A 19,083-nucleotide genomic window follows, 5' to 3' on the forward strand; every position below is an offset into this window, starting at 1 on the left:
ACTTATCAGAGGCCCATCGCGCATGTGAAGCGCGTTCGAGCGAGCATGCCGCGAGCTCGCCTGCCTCTGTCGGCTGGGGCACCGTATGCTTGTCGCACCTTGAAGGCTTCCCCCTGCCTGCTCCTCACGGCGCTCCTCGCTGGCGCCTGCGGAGGTGGCGAGGCACCTCGCTCGGGTCCCACCATCTCCCGCCGCGGCCAGCGCCGGGGCCGACGCCCGCGGGCTCGGCGTGTGCGGCGTGGCGTCCAAGGGGGGCGCCGGGAGAGGACCGCGCGGGGCCGGTGTCTGCGGTGGACGACGCGGCTAATTCTCCTCGATCTTTTGAATCGCGTGAAAGATCGCCGGGGCCGGCCCCACGCCATAGAAGTCGCGCAACGCGCTCGAAAGCGACCGGACGACCAGCTCGTTGCCGTCCTTCCGACGAACGGTCACACGCAATCGAAGTCACCATAGGACGCAATCTCTTCGGCGAAATCCTCGACGTGCCGGCCAAATTTCCGCGCCTGACGTGCGTATACGGTCACGAGCGTCGCGTGGCTCTCCGCGTTTGTGCGCTTCAAGTACAGTCCAACGATGCCGAGCACCAGAAGCACCATCGCCGCTCCCCAGGCCAGATTGGGATTCACGGTGGCGACAGCCTTGAATGCACCCTGAGTCGGCCCGGCGATGGAAGATCCCGGCGTCCGTCCCGGCGCCGCCTTGGCTCGTGCACCAGGCGCCGCGCGCTCCGAAGCCGGCCTCAACGCGCTGCATCCACGCGCAGGCGCGGACGTGAAGGCCGCGGTGCGCCCACATCGTGCGGCGATCCACGCTCATGACAGCGACAGAAGCGCCGATCCCGGTGTCACGCGATCGATTCAATGAAGTGGTTGACAGCGACCGACCTCTTCTGATTTAGGACATCGGGGGCATCGTTCACATAGGGAGGGCGGGACGTGCTATTGAAAATTGACACGGCGCTGCGGACGGACGCCGGCGCGGTGGCCGCCGATGACGGCTATGATGCCGTGATCGTGGGCTCCGGGATCGCCGGCGCGATCGTGGCCAACGAGCTAAGCCGAGCAGGAAAGCGGGTGCTGCTGCTGGAGGCGGGGGCGGGGACGAACCGGTCGATCTCCGGCTATGAGTCCTATCTTGCCAACTTCTTCGCGGCGTCGTCGAAGGACAACCAGGCGCCGTTCCCCGAGAACCCGAACGCGCGGATGCCGCGCAGCCCGGAGCTCCGCAAGCTCCAGCCCGGCGAGACCGACGCGGCTCCCTACGTCGTGCAATCAGGCCCCTACGTCACCGACACCAACTACACGCGCGTGTTCGGCGGGACGACCATGCACTGGGAGGCGAAGACCCCCCGCATGCTGCCGGACGACTTCAAGGTCCGCACGCTGTTCGGACAGGGCATCGACTGGCCGCTGAGCTACGAGGACATCGAGCCCGACTACCAGGTGGCCGAGCGCGAGGTCGGCGTCTCCGCCGACGTCGGGGAGCAGACGTACCTGGGGCTCCGCTTCCCCGAAGGCTACGTGTACCCGATGAAGGGCCTGCCGCTGTCCTACCTCGATCAGCGGGTCGGCAAGGGCATCGACGGCACCGAGGTCAAGCTGCACGACCAGGCGTATTCCATCCGGATCCGCGCGTACCCGCAGGCCCGCAACGGAGTTCCCAACCCCGCCTACGACGGCGGCAAGGGCTACGTGCCGGTGGGCGCCGTCAACACCCATCAGGTGGAGGAGGGGGAGCGCTGCCAGGGCAACACCAACTGCGTGCCGCTCTGCCCGGTGCAGGCGCGGTATCACGCCGGCAAGACGCTGGCGAAGGCGCTCGAGACAGGGCGGGTCGACCTGATGGTCCAGGCGGTCGCCTCGAAGGTGGTGATCGATCCCGAGAGCGGGCGCGTCACCGCGCTGGAGGTCAAGGTCTACAAGGACCCGCAGTCGTCAGAGCACGAGACGGTGACCGTCAAGGGCAAGATCTTCGTGCTCGCCGCCGGCGCCATCGAGACGCCGCGGCTCCTGCTGGCCTCCGGCGTCAGGAGCAGCAGCGGGCTGATGGGCCGCAACCTGATGGACCACTCCTACCTGCTGAGCTGGGGGCTGATGCCCGAGGTCTGCGGGACCACGCGCGGCACGAGCTGCACCGGCGGCATCATCGACCTGCGCACGGGGCCATTCCGGCGGAGTCAGGCGGCCTTCAGCGTGGACATCCACAACGACGGCTGGGGGTGGGCGACGGGCTCGCCCTTCACGGATCTGGCCGAGCTCGTGGACCAGCACAACCACTTCGGGGACGAGCTGCGCCGCGGGCTCGTCGACCGCATCTCGCGCCAGCTCCTGTTCGCGTTCATGCTCGAGGTGCTGCCGAGCGAGAGCAACCGCGTCACCGTCGATCCGCGCTACACCGACCGCCTCGGCAACATGCGCCCGGTGGTCTCCTTCACGGTGCCGGAGTACACCATGCGCGGCGCCGCCTACGCGCGGCAGTTCGCGAGGACCATGTTCGCGCGCCTGGGCGTCGTGGATTTCTCCCGGTACGACCCCGGCGACTACGGCTATGTCGCCTACGAGGGCGAGGGCTACGCCATCCGGGGGGGCAACCACCTGGCCGGCACACACATCATGGGTTCGGACAAGCGCACTTCGGTCGTCGACACCGACCAGCGCTCCTGGGATCATGAAAACCTCTACCTGGTCGGCGCCGGCAGCATGCCTTCGGTCGGCACCGCCAACGTGACCCTCACCCTCGCCGCGCTCTGCTACCGGAGCACGCGCGCGATGCTCAAGCAGCTCCACTGACGCGAGGTCCGCCCATGATCAACTCCAGACGATCCGAACCTCCCGCGCCGCGCAACAAGATCGAGACCCTCACCGAGCTGCACCATTACCTGGAGCACGCGCTCCAGCTGGAGCACGCCACGATCCCGCCGTACCTCGCGGCGCTCTACTCGATCAAGCCGGGGACCAACCCGGATGCCGTCCACATCCTGCGCGTGGTGGCGGTGGAGGAGATGCTCCACCTGACCCTCGCGGCGAACCTGCTGAACGCCGTCAAGGGCGCGCCCGATCTGACGGTCAAGGGCTTCGTGCCCAGCTACCCCGCCTACCTGCCGGACGGCGAGACCGACTTCCAGGTCCACATCGCCCCCTTTGGCATCGAGGCCATCGAGACCTTCAAGAAGATCGAGCGGCCGAAGAAGGCAGGCGGGCGGCTCGTCCGCAAGGCCGCCCCGGCGGGCGCGACGGTGCTGGGCGCGCACCCCGAGGACTCCGAGATGCAGTACTACAGCATCGGCGAGTTCTACGCCGCCATCGAGGACGGCCTCGTGCGCCTGGAGGCGGAGGCGCAGGCTCGGGGCGAGACGATCTTCGTCGGCGATCGCGGGCGGCAGATCACCCCGGAGTACTACTATTCCGGCGGCGGCGAGCTGCTGCCCGTGGTCGATCTGGCGAGCGCGCGCCGGGCCATCCGCCTTATCATGGAGCAGGGCGAGGGCACCGAGTCCAGCATCTACGACCGGGAAAAGGAGCTGTCGCACTATTACCGCTTCGAACAGCTCACCCAGGGACGCTACTACCAGCCAGGGGACCAGCCGGGCCAGCCGACCGGGCCGGCGTTCACCGTCGACTGGAAGGGCGCGTATCCCATCAAGACGGACGTCAAGCTGGCCGAGCTGCCGGCCGGCTCCGAGCTGCACGACATGGCGGTGGCCTTCAACCGCGCTTACGCGAAGTTCCTCGAGACCCTGACGCGGGCCTACAACGGCGAGCCGGCGCTGCTGATGAGCGCCGTGCCGCAGATGTTCGAGTTCCGCAACCTGATCACCCAGCTGATCCGCAACCCGCTGCCAAACAGCGAGTTCACCGCCGCGCCGACCTTCGAGCTCTACCCGGACGCGGACGCCCCTGCCGCGGTCTCCGGCGCGAGCGCGGCGTCGAGCCGCCTCGATCGATTCCTCGCCTTCTCCGCGGAGGTGACCGCCTTTGCCGTCTTCGATCTGCATGGGACAGGGCAGGCCGAGGCGTATCTGAAGTCCGCCGATGATGTCGTCGGCGCCGGCGTTGTGGACGAGCTGCTCGCGATCCACGGCGGGGCGGGGCAGGGGAGCGACCGCCAGGCGCGTGACGCCTTCCTGCGCCGGGAGATCTTCGGCCACGAGAAGCTCGGGCCCATCGCCCGCAACATCATCAAGATGTGGTATTCGGGCGTCTGGTACGAGCTGCCCACCGCCTGGACCGAGGCCTACGGTCCCGCGCCGAAGGACGTGACGTTCGTCGTCTCGCCGTCCTCGTACGTGGAGGGGCTCCTGTGGACGGCGATCGGCGGTCACCCCGCCGGAGCCAAGCCGCAGGGGTTCGGGTCGTGGGCCGATCCGCCGCGCATCCCGTCCTCCGAGGACACGCCGGCGCGCCGGTCGCTGCCTGTCGTCGGCGATCGATAGCGCGCCGCGGGGGGGGCAACGTGGTGTCGGGAGGGATCGGCCGAGTGCGAGGCCGACCGAGGGCCCGTCGGCGAATTCGAGGGTTGCGTCGAGCCGGTTCGGTAGGCGATAGAAGTCCCGGAGGAGGAGCGCATGGTCGGGATGGGGAGGGAGATCTGCGGCGACCTGAGGATCGCCGAAGAGCGCGAGTGGCTCGTCACCAACGGCATCGGCGGCTATGGCTCCGGGACGGTGGCCGGCTCGCTCACGCGCGGCTACCACGGGCTGCTCGTCGCCGCCCTGCGGCCGCCCGTCGATCGGCGGCTGATGCTCGTCAAGCTCGACGAGACCGTCACCTACCGCGACGCGGCCTGGGACCTCGCGACCAACCGCTGGGCGAGCGGCGCCGTCGCGCCGAGCGGCTTCGTCAACATCGAGCACTTCGCGCTCGAGGGCTCGATCCCTTGCTGGCGCTACGCCTGCGCCGACGCGCTGCTCGAGAAGCGCGTCTGGATGGAGCACGGCAAGAACACCACCTACGTCGCCTACACCGCGCTCCAGGCCCGCGAGCCGTTGCGCCTCACCGCGCGCGCCATCGCCAACAACCGCGTCTTCCACAACACAGGCACCGTCGCGTGGCCGGCCGAGGTCAGCGCCGCTTCGGGCGGCGTCCGCGTCGTCACGGCCGGCGACGCGCTGCCGCTGTTCCTCAAGCTGGAAGGCGGCGCGGCCACCCCCGCGACGGAGCTCTACCGCGGCTTCGCGCTCCCGGCCGAGACGGCGCGCGGGCTCCTCGACCGCGACGACCACCTCCACGTCGCGACCTTCGAGGCGACCCTCCTGCCGGGCGAGACGGTGGTGTTCCTCGCCGCCGCCGGAGACGGCACCACCGCTGTCGATCGGGAGGCCCTCCCGCGCCGCCGCGCGCGCGATCGGTCCCTCCTCTCGGCGTGGAGCGGGGCGCGGCCGTCGGGCGCGGCCGCCGCCCCCGGCTGGGTCTCGCAGCTCGTCCTCGCCGCCGACCAGTTCGTCGTGGACCGCGCGCTGACCCCCGGCGGCACCCCCGGCAAGAGCGTCATCGCCGGTTATCCCTGGTTCGAGGACTGGGGCCGCGACACGATGATCAGCCTCCCCGGGCTCGCGCTCTCGACGGGACAGGCGAGCATCGCCGCGCCGATCCTCCGCACGTTCGCCGCCTTCGTGGATCAGGGGATGTTGCCCAACCGGTTCCCCGACGGCGCCGCGCACCCCGAATACAACACGATGGATGCCACGCTCTGGTACTTCCAGGCCATCCGCGCCTGTCACGAGGCGACAGGCGACGACGGGCTCCTGCGCGATCTGTTCCCGGTGCTGCGGGGCATCGTCGACTGGCATATCCGGGGCACGCGTTATGGGATCCAGGTTGACCCGGGCGACGGCCTGCTCCGCGGCGGACAGGACGGCGTCCAGCTCACCTGGATGGATGCCAAGGTCGGCGATCGCGTGATCACGCCGCGCATCGGCAAGCCGGTCGAGATCAACGCCCTCTGGTACAACGCGCTGCGGGCGATGGTCGCCTTCGCCGCCCGCCTCGGCGAGCCCGCCGAGCCGTATCAGGGGATGGCGGCGAGGGCCCTGGCGTCCTTCGAGCGCTTCTGGAACGAAGCTGCGGGCTATTGCTATGACGTCCTCGACGGGCCCGCCGGCGCCGAGGCGGCGCTCCGGCCGAACCAGATATTCGCCGTGTCGCTCCCGGAGAGCACACTCTCCCCCGAGCGACAGCGCGCCGTTGTCGACGCGTGCGCGCGGGCGCTCCTGACCTCGTATGGGCTGCGCTCGCTCGCCCCGTCGGATCCAGCGTATCAGGGGGTCTACGGCGGCGATCAGGAGCGCCGCGACGCCGCCTACCACCAGGGCATGGTCTGGGCCTGGCTCATCGGTCCGTTCATCGAGGCGCACCTCCGCGTTTATGGCGATCGCGACGCAGCCCGCCGGCTGCTCGCGCCGATGGGCGACCACATCAACGCCGCCGGCCTCGGCTCGATCAGCGAGATCTTCGATGGTGACGCCCCCTTCGCGCCGCGCGGCTGCATCGCCCAGGCGTGGAGCGTCAGCGAGGTGCTCCGCGCCTTCACGCTCCTCGACCAGGCGGCGTTGCCCGGAGCTCTATCCCCGTGAGATCCTGATCATCACTCGCCCTTGCAGACGTCGGCACAGGTGCCCGTCGCATCACTGCACGCGAAGGACGCGCAGTCCGAATCGGCGGAGCAGGGCGCGCCGGCGGCGCCGAGCGGCGCGCACGAATCGCCCTCGCACGCCGTGCCGGCCGCGCAGTCCTCGTCCGACGCACATGGGCCGCCCGCCTGCTCGCGCGCCTGGCACGTCCCGTCCTGGCTACAGCGAAGCTCCTCCTGGCAGTCGAGGCTTCCCTTGCACGATTCGCCCATGGCGAGCCGTGGCGCGCACGCCCCCGCGTCGGGCGGTGAGGGCTGGTCGCACCGGAGCGCCTCGTCGCAGTCGAACCTCGACGAGCATGGCTCTCCGGCCGCCGCCCTCGCTTTGCACGCCGACGTCGACTGCCCGCTCGCGTCGATGGTGCGCACGCAACGGTCCCGGGCGCAGTCCCAGTCGTTGCCGCACGTCCCGCCCTCCGGTACGGCGCCGTCCCACGCATCGCGGCAGGACGGCGTGAACTCGGCGTCCACCCCCAGAAGCACGCCCAGTACTTCAAGTTCGGCACAGGGGGCGGCGTCCACCTCGGCGAGGCACGCCTCCGCCTTCTCCGGGACGAAGGTGCCCTTCACCTCGCCTCCGTTGCTGACGGCAAGGAGGATCGCCTCGAGCTGCGAGGCGCACGCGTCGGCGGAGCTCGCGTCCAGGCCATGCGCGGCCCGGGTCGCCGCGTCGCAGCACGTGAACGTGCGGTCGCAGAGGGCCTTTGCATAGCTGGAGAGGAAATCGCTGCCTGTCGGCGCCCGCGCCTCGCCGTCCCCGCATCCTGGCACGGCGGACATCGCGACCGCGACGGTCGATAGGAGCGTCGCGAGCAAGACCGATCGATGCTTGCGCATGAAGAACCTCCTTGGCCCGATCGTAAAGGGATCGCCGGAGCCAGGCCAGCATGAGTCCCATGACGAGCGCGGGAATCGTCTCGCCGGCGGGAGGTCGAGATAGTTGGCTGTTCGGGAGCGATCCTGGAGATCGAGTACACGAGACCGAGCTGAGCCGGCGCCGGGCGAGCGCGTCTGTTGCGCCCCTTCAGTCGTCGTCCGCTCCTCCGGGCTGATCGCCACCGCGCGCGGGCGAAAGAGGCCCGTCGCGGAGCTCTTCCAGCACCTCCGCGAGGCTCGACGCGACGTCGGCGAGCGCCGCGTTCACCCGGTCCGCGTGTGTCCTGAAGCTCAGGATGCACATCCGCAGCAGGAACCGCCCCCCGGCCACCACCCCCGTGAGAAGCACCCGCTGCTTCGCGTTCACCCGCGCGAGGAGGCGCCGGTTCAGCGCGTCGAGCGCCGGCCCGTCGTCGACGCCGGGCGGGCGCGCCCTGAAGGCGAGGAGCGACAGCTCGGGCTCCGCCACGACCTCGATGTGCGCCATCTGCCGGAGCGCGTCGGCGGCGCCGCGCGCGAGCGTGAGCTTCTCGTCGAGCTCGGCCCGGAAGACGGAGGCCCCATGCATCTTCAGCGGCAGCCACACGCGCAGCCCGCGCGCGTCGCGCGACAGCTCGGGGCTGATCGCGCAGAAGTCCACGAGATCGTCCTCTGCCTGCATCGGCGGCATGTACGACGCGGAGAGCGCGTGCGCGCGCCGCAGCGCCTCGCGATCGCGCACCGCGAGGCAGCCCGTCCCGTACGGCAAAAAGAGGCTCTTGTGCGGGTCCAGCGTCACCGAATCGGCGCGCTCGATCCCCCGCATCGCCGCGCGCCCTCGCTCGGTGAGCGCGAAGAATCCGCCGTACGCCGCGTCGACGTGCAGCCAGAGGCGCTCGGCCTCGGCGAGGCCGGCGAGGGCGGGCAGATCGTCGATCGCGCCGGTGCCCGTCGTGCCCGCGGAGGCGACGAGGAGGAAAGGCGAGAGCCCGCGCGCCCGGTCGCGCGCGACCGCCTCCGCCGCCGCGTCGGGCCGCATGCGAAAGCGCCCGTCCACCGGGATCTCGCGCACGGCCTCCGGCGGAAAGCCGGCGAGGAGCGCGGCCTTCGTCACCGAGTGGTGCGCTTCCTCCGAGGCATAGAGGGTCCCTCGCAGGAAGTCCGGCGGGAGGCGCTCGCGGCGCGCGGTGATCACCGCGACGAGGTTCGCGAGCGAGCCGCCCGTCGTGAGGATCCCCCCGGAGCCCTCGGGCAGGCCGAGCATGGCGCAGAACCAGGCGATGACGTTCGCCTCGATCTGCACGAGCAAGGGGGCGGCCTGGAAGACGCCCACATACCTGTTCACCGCGTCCGCGATCAGATCGGCCACGGCCGCGTGAAAGAGCCCGCCGCCCGGGATGTACCCCATGTAACCGGGGGACGCCGTGTTCAGGCTCATCGGGATGAGCTTGCCGAAGAGCTTCCGGAGGAGCTTTTCATAAGGCACGCCGCGCTCCGGCAGCGGCTCGCGGAGCGAGCGCGCGACCCGCTTGCCTCCCCGCGTCGCGTGCATCGGCTGCTCCGGCAGGGTCTCGATGTGCTGGACGATGCGGTCCATCGCGAGCTCGACCATCTCGCGCATGGCGTCGCCCGGCAGCTCGAGCGGGTGGGGGCCTGACGGCGGGCGTTTCGGGCGGGCCAACGCGCGCCATCCTACGTCATCGCGCGCTCCACGGCGGGCGGCGTTCGGGGCGAAGACGTCGCGAAAACGTCCGGCGAGACGAGCCGGCTCGTCAGGAGGGCGCCGGCCCGCGATCGACGCCCGAGCTGGGCCCTCCGCGAGCTCGCCGGAGCGTCACGCGCGTCCGTACCCTCGTTGTCCATGAACCACCACGGCGCGCATCTCGCGCTCGGCGTCTTGCTCCTTGATGGTCTCGCGCTTGTCGTGGCTCTTCTTCCCCCGTGCCAGCGCGATCTCGACCTTGGCCAGGCCGCTCTTGAAGTAGAGCCGGGTCGCGACGGCGGTCATCCCCTCGCGGGCGATCGAGAGGTCGATGCGCTCGATCTCGCGCCGGTGGAGGAGCAGCTTGCGCGCGCCCTTCGGCACGTGGCCGAAGGCGGCGCTGGCCATCGCGGCGATGCTCACGCCCTGCAAGAACACCTCGCCCCGGAGGACCGTGCAGAACGAGTCGGTCAAGTCGGCCTTGCCGGCGCGAAGCATCTTCACCTCGCTCCCCTTGAGGACGATGCCCGCTTCGAACCGGTCGCCGAGGTCGTAATTGAAGCCTGCGCGCTTGTTGCGCGCGATCAGCGTCTCGCCAGGCCTGGCCTTTTCCTTCGGCACGACGGCATCTTAGCACGACACCGCCCGCGCCCCGGCGACCACGGTTCCCGCCGGCCTCTGTCAATCGCAGCGGCAGTAGAGGCACCCAGGGTGGTGCGGACCGGTTCCGCAATATCCAGCCCACCCGGTATTGCTGCACGTGCAGGGGTCATGAGGGCGGAGACAGTTGTCCAGCTTGCACGACTGGTCTGGCGCTTCGAACGGCGAATCGATGCTCGAGGTGTCCGCCGATGCGCCGTTCGCCCGAGCTTCGGCGGATGCCAGATTGTTCGTCGCAGGCTCCTCCACGTGTGCTGCGCGGCCCGCGGCGCCAATCCCTGTCGAGGAGAGAAGCGCCACAATCGAGATGATCCATCGCGTGTTCATGGTCAGATCTCCTGTGCACGGCGTTTGTCGCTCATCGGTGCGCGCGATGGGAAACGTTGATAAACGCCGCGTTTCAGCGACGAGCGCGCCTCATCGACGCTGAACAAGTTGAGCGATGGCCCCCTGGTCGCAAGTGGCCGCGCGAGCGCGGAGGGCGTCCGAGGGCGGAGCGAGAGGGCAAAAGGGCTCCGCCGGGAAGACAGGGAGGATCCACGCGGACGATGGGTCGCGAACTGGCGATGCCACAGCGCAGCCGGGCCTGTTCACTCACCCTTCGATGCCCAGCGCGGCGAAGCGCCGGGCGAACGAGAGGCCCGACGGGAGCAGCGGGCGGGCCTCGGCGAAGGCCGCGCGCGCATCGGCCTCCCGGCCGGCGCGGCGGGCGGCGCGCGCCAGGAAGTAGAGCGCCTCGAGCCGCTCGATCGGGAGCAGGCCGCGCGACCGCGCGAGCGTCTCCTCCCAGCTCGCGCCGCCGGGCGCGCCGATCGCGAGCGCCACGGCGTCCAGCAAGGCCTGCGCGTTCGGCGCCGCCGGGCCGGGCGGGCAGCTCGCGCGGATCCACGCGACCGCCGCCGCGGCCTCGGCGTCCTCGCCGCGCGCGGCGTGGAGCCGGGCGAGCATCAGCGAGAGCTCGACCACCGGGCGCTCCATGAAGCGCTCCTCGAGCGCGCGGCCCCGGCGGGCCAGATCGAGCGCCTCGTCGTCGCTCCCGTTCCAGAAGAGCTGCTCGGCGAGGTTGCCGGTGGCCGCGCGCTCGGGCCACGGGTTGCCCACCTCGCGCGCCAGATCGACCGCGCGCCGGAGATCGTCGATCGCGCGGTCCAGCGCCTCCATCGCGGTCCACAGGAAGAACCGGTTGCAGTACGCGACGCAGAGGTGGACGCTGTCCTTCGCCCCGGCCGCGAGCGCGATCACCTCGTCGAAGCGGGCCTCGGCCTCCGCGAGCCGACCGGCCACCACCAGCGCGCACGCGAGCAGGAGGAGCGCGACGACGCGCGCCTCGTAGTCTCCGTCCGCCTCGGCCATCGCCGCGCCGCGGCCGAGCTGCTCGACCGCCTCGGGCACGCGCGCGTGGCGCCAGGAGCAGCGCCCCTCGGCCACCAGGAAGCGGCGCGAGAGCCGGCGGTCGCCGAGGCGCGCGACGATCGGCCGCGCCTCCTCGACGCGCGCCGCCGAGCCGGCGAAGTCGTTGTCCCAATCGAGCGCCGCGGCCTCCTCGAGCAGGGCCTCGCAGAGCAGCGCCTCGGCGCCCATCGCGCGCGCGGAGGCGGCCGCCGCGGCGAGGTCCTCGAGCGCCTCGCGCGTGCGCGAGATCGGGTAGCGCGCCGCGCCCCGCAGCGTGAGCGCGCGCGCCCTGACCAGGCCGCCCGAGCCGCCGAGCGCCTCGCCGGGCACACCTCCCGGTGCTTCTCCTGGCGCCTCGCGCGCGTCGATCACGTCGATCACGTCGATCGCCTCGATCGCGCGCGTGGCATGAGCGTCCGCGGCCACGTGCTCGTGCGCCGCGAGCGCGGCCTCGGCGAGCCGGATCGAGGCCGCCGCGGCCTCCGCGCGCGCGCCCACCGCAGCGGCGTGCAGGGCGAGGCGCTCGAGCGCGTCCACGCCTCGATCCCGCGCGTCCCGCCACACCTCGAGCGCGGCCTGGTGGACGCGATCCCGGTGCGACGGGTCGAGCATCCCGTAGAGCGCGTCGCGGAGCGCGGCGCTCCGGAAGGCGAACCGATCGGGCGGGCGCTGCTCGAGCAGGCCGTGGTCGCGGAGCGCGCGCAGGCCGGCGCGCGCGTCGACGGGCGTGGTCGCGCCGCCGCCGCGCTCGAGCGCGCGCTGGACGCGCTCGACCTCGGCGGCGCTGAAGGTGACGCCGAGGACCGCGCACAGCCGGGCGCACGCCGAGATCTCCCGCGGCAGGAGGTCGAGCTGGCGGGTGGCGAGCCACTGCCACGCGGGGGAGGGCGGGATGCGGTCGAGCGCCGCGGTGGCGAGGTAGAAGCTGCCCGTCCGCGCGCGGCGCACCATGCCGGCCTCCTTGAGCGCGGCCGCGAGCTCCACGAGCGCCGCCGGGTTGCCGCCGGCCCACCCGTGGAGCCGCTCGAGCGCGGCCGCGGGCGGGTACTCCGCGGGCGCGAGGAGCGCGGCGGCGAGCCGGACGCCGGCGGCCGCGTCGAGCGGGGCCAGGGTGAGCGCGTCGCTCCGGGCGGCGCGCGCGCCGAACCCCCGGCGCGCGGCGGCGAGCCGCGGATCCGCGGCGACGAGCACCCAGCAGAGCCCGCGCTCGCCGTCCAGGGTGGCGACCTCGAGCGCGTCGAGGAGGCCGTCGGGCGCCCAGTGCGCGTCGTCGAGGACGACCGCGATCGGCCCGCCGCGCGCCCGCGCGCGCAGCGCGGCGGCGAGCGCGCGCGGGCCGTGCTCGTCGCCCGGCGGCGCCCCGGCGAGCGCCTGGCGCAGGAGCTCTTGCAGCGGCCGCGCCGGGTCCCCCGCAGCGGGCGGCTCCGCGGCGGCGGCGATCACCGCCGCGTCCGGCCGGAGCCGGCGCACCAGCGCGGCCGTCTCGGCGAGGAGGCGGGACTTGCCGAGGCCGCGCTCGCCGAGGAGCGTGAACAGCCCCGGCGCGCCACGCGCGAAGCAGGCGCCGGCGCTGCCTGCGAGCGCCTCGAGGACGTCGTCGCGGCCGACGAGGACGAGCGGCGGTCCCGCGCGCGGCCGCAGGAGGTCCGCGCCCGCGCCGGCGCGGGCCGGCGGGAGCGCGCGGGCGGCTGCCTCGGTGAGCACCACGGGATCCCCCGCGCCCGCCGGGATCCAGGTCTCGGGCTGCTCCACCGCCGCGCCGTAGACGGCGGGCGGGCCGTCGCTGCGCGGGCGGCTGCGGAGCGGGGCGAGGTGGACCGCGGCGCGCGCCTCCCCGCCGCGGGTGAGGTCCTCGGCGGCGGCGAGCGCGGCCGCGAGCGGCGCCTCGACGTCGGCGCCCGAGAAGACCGCGACGAAGCGCCGACCGCGGCGCCGCGCCACGAAGCCCGCGCGCCGCGCCACGGCGGCGCTCACCTGCGCGGCGTCGGCGGTGGTCTCGACGGCGACGAGCGCCATCAGCCGGCGGCCCTCCGAGATGAGCGCCGCGGCCGGCGCCTTCGCTGTGGCCGAGGCGGGCATCTCGGCCAGCGCGGGCGCGGCAGCGGCCACGGGCGCGGCAGCGGCCACGGGCGCGGCAGCGGCCACGGACGCGGCGCCCGGCGCGGGGCGGCGCGCATCGCCCAGCCCGCGCAGGCACGCGGCTTCCAGCGCACGCCGGAGGGCGTCTGCGCTCGGCGGGCGCTCGGCCGGATCCTTGGCCAGGCAGGCGAGGACGAGCGCCTGCACCGCGTCGGGGACGCCCGCCTCCTCCGGCAGGCGCGGCGGGCGCAGGTGGAGGTGGCCGTGCTCGATCGCGCTGCGATCGCCGACGAAGGGCGGCTTCAGCGCGAGGAGCTCGTGGAGGATCACGCCGAACGCATAGAGATCCGTCCGCGCGTCCGCCGCCGCCTCGCCGCGGATCTGCTCGGGTGCCATGTACTCGGGCGTCCCCACCGCGAAGCCCGCGCCGGTCCATTCGGCGCCGGCCCACGCCGCGCCGTCGCCCGTCGCGGAGGCGGCGCCGCCGCCGAGCGCGCAGGCCCGGCCGAAGTCGAGCAGCGTCGCGCGCACGGCGGGCCCGGTCGCGTCGATCGCCACGTTGTCCGGCGTGAGATCGCGGTGCACGACGCCGCGCGCGTGGACGGCGGCGAGCGCCTCGAGCACCGCCGCGGCCACGGCGGGCGCGCCGTCGGGGTCGGCCGCCGGGCCTGGGCGCGCTGCGCGCTCCTCGATCCATCGGGCGAGCGTCGGCGCCCGCACCCGCTCCATCGCGAGGTACGGCCGCCCGTCGTCGAGCTGCCCGCGCGCGTGGAGCGCGGGCGCGGGCGGCGCGCCGGCGCGCGACATCGCCGCTGCCTCCCGCGCGAAGCGCGCCCGCGCGAGCTCGGTGCTGGCGCGCGCCACCTTGATGGCGGCGGCCGCGCCGTCGCCGTGGCGCGTCGCCTCCCAGACCACCGAGAACCCGCCGCGGCCGAGCTCGCCGCCCACGGCGAAGTCCTCGATGCGCGACGGCGCCCCGGCGCTCGCCTCCGTGACCGCGGCCGCGGGCGCCGTGAAGCCGTCGCGGGGACACGGGCGCGAGGCGGACACCCGGATGTGGCAACGTGGGCAGCGAGGCAAAGGACCTCTCGAGCGGCGGCGTCCAGCGCGGCGAGGGGCGAGGGGCGAGGGGCGGCGAGCGATGAGATGAGCAGGAGAAGCGGAGTCCGGAGCGCGCCCGGCGGTGCTCCGCGCGCCCCGGCCGCGGCCCGCATGCTACGCTGTCTCTCTTGTGAAGTGCGACGCCGCCGAGCCTGTGCCGATCACCACGGTCGTGGCGCGGGGGTGCTCCTCCGGGGACCGGCGCGCGCTCTCGCCGGGGGATCGCGTCGGCGGCTACATCGTCGTGTCGTTGCTCGGCCACGGCGGCGCGGGCGCTGTGTATCGCGTGGTCCCGGCGGAGGGTGGCGGCGCCGCGCGCGCGCTCAAGGTGCTCCACGCCGATCTCGTCTCCAGCCGCGAGGCGGCGCTCCGCTTCGCGCGCGAGGTGCGCGCGATCGGCCGCATCCGGCACCCCAACGTCGTCGCCGTCCACGACGTCGGCGAGCTCCCGGACGGGAACCCGTACTTCGCGATGGATCTGCTCGACGGCGTGGACCTCCGGTCGCACCTCGCGGCCGCCGGGCGCCTGTCGCTCGACGAGACGCTCTCGATCCTCGAGCCGCTCGCGGCCGCGCTCTCGGCGGCGCACGCGCAGGCGATCGTGCACCGCGACATCAAGCCCTCGAACGTGTTCCTCGCGGACGAAGGCGGCGCGCGTCGCGTCGTGCTCCTCGACTTCGGCGTGGCCAAGCTGCTCGACGAGCCGGGCCCGGGGATCACCGGCTCGCGGCAGATGGTCGGGACGCCGGCGTTCATGGCGCCCGAGCAGATCCGCGGCCTGCCGACGGATCAGCGCACCGACGTCTACGCGCTCGGCGCGCTCCTCTACGCCCTGCTCACCGGCGAGCCGCCCTTCCCGGCGAAGTCGACGCTGCTCCCGCAGCTGCACCTCCACGCCCGCCCGGCGCGCCCGAGCGCGCGCGCGCCGGTCGCGCCCGCGATCGACGAGGTGCTGCTGCGGGCGCTCAGCAAGGACCCGGGGCGGCGCCAGCAGGGCGCGGCGGCGCTGCTCGCCGAGCTCCGGGACGCGGCGGGCCGCGCAGGCCTCCCGTCCGGCGCCGAGCGGCTCGCGATCGCCCTCCACGTCGAGGCGCGCGCCGACGCGGCGGCGCTGGAGGACGCGGATCCGGGCCTGCTCGACGACCTGGAGACGATCCTCCCCGCCGCCCAGGCGTGCCTCGCCGAGCACGGCTTCCGCGCCGCGGTCGAGGCCGGCCACGCCGCGCTCTACGTCGCCGAGCCGGGCGCGCTCCCCGGCGGCGATCGCGCCGCGCGGCGGTCGGCGATCGACGCGGCGCGCGCGCTCCTCGGCGCGCTCGAGGCGCGGTCCGCGCGCGATCCGCGGGTGCATGTCGCGCTGTGCCTTCACGCCGCCCCGGCGCGCTTCGACGGCGCCGCGCCGGCAGGGGGGCCGCTGCTCGACGTCGCGGCGTGGCTCCCGGACGGCCTGCCCGCCGGCCTCTTCGCGACGCCGGCGCTGCTCGACGGGCTCGGGATCGAGGCGGCGCCGGCCGGGGCCGTGGCGCGGCTCTACGCGCGCGCCCTCCCCGCGGTCACCAACTCCCGGTGATGGGGACGTCGCCGGGAAGGCCGAACTGGAGGGCGCGGTCAGCGCCGTCCCAGCCGTTGCCGTTCATGTCGAGGAGCCACATCCCGTCCGACGGCCGCCATGCGCCGACGAGGCTCCGCGCGGCGCCGCTCCAGCGCCCGACGACGGGGATATCGCCGGCCTGGCCGAGGTAGATGGGCACCTCGCCGTCGTATCCGTTGCCGTTGAGATCGAGGTGGAATTCCCCGTTGCGGAAGACGCCGACGCGCGTCTTGCCGGAGCCGGTCCAGTCGCCGACGAGGGGCACGTCGCCGCGCAGGCCGAACTGGAGCACGCGGTAGGAGCCGTCCAGTCCATCGCTGCTCAGGTTGAGGAACCAGTACATCATGCCATCGGGCAGCACGCGGACGACGCCGGGGCGCGTCTTGCCGCTGCCGTCCCAGCTCCCGACGACCGGGGTGTCCCCTGGATTGCCCCATTGGAGGACGCGATCGGACGAGTCGTAGCCGTCGCCGTCGAGGTCGAAGTACCAGACGCCGGCCCGGAAGACACCGACGCGTGTCTGGCCTTCGCCGGTCCAGTCGCCGACCACGGGCACGTCGCCGGGGAGCCCGAACTGGATCTGCCGACCGACGCGGGGCGACCAGCCGTTGCCGTCCACATCGAGGAACCACATCCCGTCGGCGTCGCGGAACACGCCGGGCTTCGAGCTGCCGTCGCCGGTCCAGTCGCCCACGACAGGCGTGTTGCCGGCGACGGAGAAGCTGATCCCGGCGTCGCCGTCCCACCCGTTGCGGTTGCGATCGAGCACGAAGGTGCTCGGCCCACGGAAGACCCCGACGCCGGTCGGAACGCGCGAGATGGGCGGCAAGATCCGGCTGTCGCTGCCGTCATCGCTCTCGCCCTCGAGCGCGCCGTCCGCCTCGCCGACGGAGTCCTCCATCGCGTCGCCGCCGTCGATCGGCGCTTCCCCGCAGCCCGCCGCGGCGGTGACAGCGGCGATCAGGAGGAGCAGCGTAGTGGACTTGGCCGACAACGAATTCATAGATCTCATCCTCATTTTCTACAGTCCATCGGTCATGGCGCGGATCGCCGGCATGACGACACACGCCCATCTGCGAACAGCGATCGCCCCGCCTCCGCGCGGCCCCGAGACCAGCTGTCCCAAATCAATTGTTCTGAAGCGCCTATCTCTCCGCCCAGGCCCACGGCGTCACAGAGCGGCGGTCACCCGCACAGGAGACGGGTCCAGATCGGCGTTTTCGGCGCGGAAGCGCACTCCGGTGCGCTGAGCACCGAAAACGTCGAGATGGGCCCGTATCCGAAGCGGGTGCCCGCCGCTCTACCAGGAGCCGGTGAGGGGGACGTCGCCGGGGAGGCCGAACTGGAGGGCGCGGTCGGCGCCGTCCCAGCCGTTGCCGTTCATGTCGAGGAGCCATGTCCCGTTCGATGGCCGAAAGGCGCCGACGAGGCTGCGTGCGGTGCCGCTCCAGCGCCCGACCACGGGGATATCGCCTGCCTGGCCGAGGCGGATGGGCAGCTCGCCGTCGTACCCGTTGCCGTTGAGATCGAGGTGGAACTCCCCGTTGCGGAAGACGCCGACGCGGGTCTGGCCGGTGCCGGTCCAGTCGCCGACGAGGGGCACGTCGCCGCGCAGTCCGAACTGGAGCGCGCGGTAGGTGCCGTTCAGCCCTGTACCGCTCGCGTCGAGGTACCAGTACATCAATCCATCGGGCAGCACGCGGACGAGGCCGGGGCGCGTCTTGCCCCTGCCGTCCCAGCTCCCCACGACCGGGGTGTCCCCCGGACTGCCCCAGTGGAGGACGCGATCGGACGCGTCGTAGCCGTCGCCGTCGAGATCGAAGACCCAGACGCCGGCCCGGAAGACGCCGACGCGCGTCTGCCCGGAGCCGGTCCAGTCGCCGACCACGGGCACGTCGCCGGGCAGCCCGAACTGGATCTGCCGATCGACGCCGGGCGACCAGCCGTTGCCGTCCAGATCGAGGAACCACATCCCGTCGGCGTCGCGGAACACGCCGGGCTTCGAGTGACCGTTGCCGGTCCAGTCGCCCACGACAGGCGTGTTGCCGGTGACGGCGAAGCTGATCCCGGCGTCGCCGTCGTATCCATTGCCGTTGCGATCGAGCGCCCAGGCGCCCGCGCGAAAGATCCCGACGCCGGTCGCCCCAGGCGTGGTCGGGGGGCGATCGTTCTTCGATAGGTTGTGGACCGTGACGACCTCCCGGTACGTGACGTCGTCGTCCCCGCACTGCCCGAAGATGTCCCCGTCGCTGGAGCAAGTATCGGCGCAGAGGCCAAGGACGTGGAACTCGCACTCCTCGTCGGACTTGTGGCAAGTCCGCCCCTCCTCTATCGCCGTCTGGTTGATCGTCGCGCCGATGCACGCGAACCTCTTCGGCTCCAGGCCGAAGAGGTCGCCGAAGTACGTGGCTTCCTGGGCTGTGTAGTCGATCGCTTCCTCGGGGGTGATGGTCCCGCGCGGCGCGCGCAGCGAGAAGCGGACCGGTCTGCCGAGTTTGTTTGCGTGCGCGAGCAGGCAAGCGCTCACCCAGCGCTGCTCTTGATCGGTGAGCGCGCTGTCGCTCCAGGACGGGGCAAGGCCGTGGAGACCGTCGAACTGATAGCGCGCGTTCTGTCGCAGATCCTCTACGACGAGCTTTTGCCCCTCGCTCAGGGCGCAAGACGCCACGTACGCCATCGCTCTGCTGAGCAGCGCGCCCTTCTCGCCGGTCACGCTCTCGAGGATCAACTCGGACCCGTCGGCGAGGCGGGCGCGCTTGAGGCGGTCGAGAAGGCGGAGGAAGTCGGGGTCCCGCGTGACGCTGGCTTTGAGGCCGTTCAGCGAGATGACGTCACGCTCCGGGGCGCTGCCGCCCGGCTCCGGATCGGGCGCCGGCGCCGGAGCCGGCGGCTCATCGCCGCTGAGCACGGCTTGCGCTGCTTCGCCGAGCGCGGGGGGGTCTTCGTCCGCCGCCGCGACGCAGCCGAGCGCAGCGGGGCTCGATCCGAGGAGTGCCAGGAGCAGGTACCGGGGCGTGCCTTGCATCGTCATGGTGTCGCGGATCTCCATTGCAGCGCCCGTGCCGGGCGCCGTGCG

The 19,083-nt window shown here is 72.7% G+C and carries 11 protein-coding genes and 1 pseudogene; 4 read left to right on the forward strand and 8 right to left on the reverse strand.

Features of this window, described 5'->3' with window-relative positions; genetic code table 11:
• Nucleotides 1–303 precede the first annotated feature (303 nt).
• Nucleotides 304–432 (reverse strand): hypothetical protein, encoded by a 129-nt coding sequence (locus WMF11_RS12800; protein WP_437908669.1) that lies wholly within the window; start codon nucleotides 430–432, stop codon nucleotides 304–306.
• Nucleotides 429–626 (reverse strand): hypothetical protein, encoded by a 198-nt coding sequence (locus WMF11_RS12805; protein ID WP_437908670.1) that lies wholly within the window; start codon nucleotides 624–626, stop codon nucleotides 429–431. Before WMF11_RS12805 ends, WMF11_RS12800 begins: the two co-directional genes overlap by 4 nt.
• Before the next feature lie 315 nt (nucleotides 627–941).
• On the opposite strand from WMF11_RS12805, the gene WMF11_RS12810 reads away from it, so the two are divergent.
• From WMF11_RS12810 to WMF11_RS12820, 3 genes and pseudogenes are all read left to right on the forward strand, one after another.
• Nucleotides 942–2,789, forward strand: coding sequence for a GMC family oxidoreductase (locus WMF11_RS12810; RefSeq protein WP_437979307.1), 1,848 nt, complete (start codon nucleotides 942–944; stop codon nucleotides 2,787–2,789).
• A gap of 14 nt (nucleotides 2,790–2,803) precedes the next feature.
• Nucleotides 2,804–3,916 (forward strand): annotated as a pseudogene (locus WMF11_RS12815) (ferritin-like domain-containing protein); the annotation flags it as partial.
• 648 nt (nucleotides 3,917–4,564) lie between these two features.
• The gene (locus WMF11_RS12820; protein ID WP_437977680.1) at nucleotides 4,565–6,571 is read left to right on the forward strand and encodes an amylo-alpha-1,6-glucosidase; all 2,007 of its coding nucleotides are present in this window, start codon (nucleotides 4,565–4,567) and stop codon (nucleotides 6,569–6,571) included.
• 11 nt (nucleotides 6,572–6,582) lie between these two features.
• On the opposite strand, the gene WMF11_RS12825 is transcribed toward WMF11_RS12820, so the two are convergent.
• The 4 genes from WMF11_RS12825 to WMF11_RS12840 all read right to left on the reverse strand — a co-directional run bounded on the left by WMF11_RS12825 (nucleotide 6,583) and on the right by WMF11_RS12840 (nucleotide 14,365).
• Nucleotides 6,583–7,464: a hypothetical protein gene (locus WMF11_RS12825; protein ID WP_437977681.1), complete on the reverse strand. Its 882-nt coding sequence runs from the start codon at nucleotides 7,462–7,464 to the stop codon at nucleotides 6,583–6,585.
• A 187-nt stretch (nucleotides 7,465–7,651) separates the two neighbouring features.
• The gene (locus WMF11_RS12830; protein WP_437977682.1) at nucleotides 7,652–9,163 is read right to left on the reverse strand and encodes a pyridoxal phosphate-dependent decarboxylase family protein; all 1,512 of its coding nucleotides are present in this window, start codon (nucleotides 9,161–9,163) and stop codon (nucleotides 7,652–7,654) included.
• A 153-nt stretch (nucleotides 9,164–9,316) separates the two neighbouring features.
• Entirely contained in the window at nucleotides 9,317–9,805 is a 489-nt protein-coding gene (gene smpB / locus WMF11_RS12835; RefSeq protein ID WP_437552108.1) for an SsrA-binding protein SmpB, read from the reverse strand.
• 633 nt (nucleotides 9,806–10,438) lie between these two features.
• Nucleotides 10,439–14,365 (reverse strand): protein kinase domain-containing protein, encoded by a 3,927-nt coding sequence (locus WMF11_RS12840; protein ID WP_437977683.1) that lies wholly within the window; start codon nucleotides 14,363–14,365, stop codon nucleotides 10,439–10,441.
• 181 nt (nucleotides 14,366–14,546) lie between these two features.
• Here WMF11_RS12840 and WMF11_RS12845 point away from each other — a divergent pair, with 181 nt between their 5' ends.
• Nucleotides 14,547–15,986, forward strand: coding sequence for a serine/threonine-protein kinase (locus WMF11_RS12845; protein ID WP_437552110.1), 1,440 nt, complete (start codon nucleotides 14,547–14,549; stop codon nucleotides 15,984–15,986).
• On the opposite strand, the gene WMF11_RS12850 is transcribed toward WMF11_RS12845, so the two are convergent.
• Entirely contained in the window at nucleotides 15,970–17,010 is a 1,041-nt protein-coding gene (locus tag WMF11_RS12850) for a hypothetical protein (protein ID WP_437977684.1), read from the reverse strand. The genes WMF11_RS12845 and WMF11_RS12850 overlap by 17 nt on opposite strands.
• Nucleotides 17,011–17,307: 297 nt before the next feature.
• On the reverse strand, nucleotides 17,308–19,038 hold the full coding sequence (locus tag WMF11_RS12855) for a hypothetical protein (RefSeq protein ID WP_437977685.1): 1,731 nt from the start codon (nucleotides 19,036–19,038) through the stop codon (nucleotides 17,308–17,310).
• Nucleotides 19,039–19,083: the final 45 nt, after the last annotated feature.

The sequence above is a fragment of the Sorangium sp. So ce295 genome, from assembly GCF_051527405.1.
Lineage (GTDB): Bacteria > Myxococcota_A > Polyangia > Polyangiales > Polyangiaceae > Sorangium > Sorangium cellulosum_B.